Origin of the sequence: Vibrio sp. S457-15 (assembly GCF_000960545.1) — a bacterium.
Taxonomy (GTDB): domain Bacteria; phylum Pseudomonadota; class Gammaproteobacteria; order Enterobacterales; family Vibrionaceae; genus Vibrio; species Vibrio parahaemolyticus.
The window spans coordinates 1-608 of the sequence record NZ_JYOQ01000140.1; the positions used below are offsets into that span (position 1 = coordinate 1).

General features: G+C 44.4%; 2 tRNA genes and 1 rRNA gene. All 3 read right to left on the reverse strand.

From position 1 onward, the window contains the following. A 23S ribosomal RNA gene (locus UF05_RS15375) occupies window positions 1-97 on the reverse strand; the annotation flags it as partial. A gap of 264 nt (window positions 98-361) precedes the next feature. Further along, window positions 362-437 (reverse strand) — tRNA-Ala (locus UF05_RS15380). 41 nt (window positions 438-478) lie between these two features. Further along, a tRNA-Ile gene (locus UF05_RS15385) sits at window positions 479-555 on the reverse strand. Window positions 556-608: the final 53 nt, after the last annotated feature.

Consider the following 608-nt stretch of genomic DNA (forward strand, 5'->3'; position numbering starts at 1 on the left):
GGTTGTTACTACCTAATCTGGGCTTATCGCAAGTTACTACGTCTTTCATCGCCTCTGACTGCCAAGGCATCCACCGTGTACGCTTAGTCACTTAACCATACAACCCGAAGGAGTTTCGAGTTGATGAACAAGTCACCAAAGTTGTCTGCAATTTTTATACATGATGCAGACTCGATTTTGCCGGACTCAAATTCCAAGAACACTTGAATGTGTTATTTTGGTGTTTGTCCTAAAGACAAACATTGAGAACTTTACAAACAACAATAAATTGTTGTTTTGTCAGCTTTCCAAATTGTTAAAGAGCTAATCACTTCTAATGAAGTAACCATTTTTAAAAGCACTCATCGAATGCGCTTAAAGATGGTGGAGCTATGCGGGATCGAACCGCAGACCTCCTGCGTGCAAGGCAGGCGCTCTCCCAGCTGAGCTATAGCCCCATCAAGGTGTCGATACTGTATGCCAACTCCCTAAAAGGAATTGGTGGGTCTGAGTGGACTCGAACCACCGACCTCTCGCTTATCAGGCGAACGCTCTAACCACCTGAGCTACAGACCCAGTATCGTCTCTTTTACATAAACCGTATCAATCTGTGTGGACACTCATCGTGA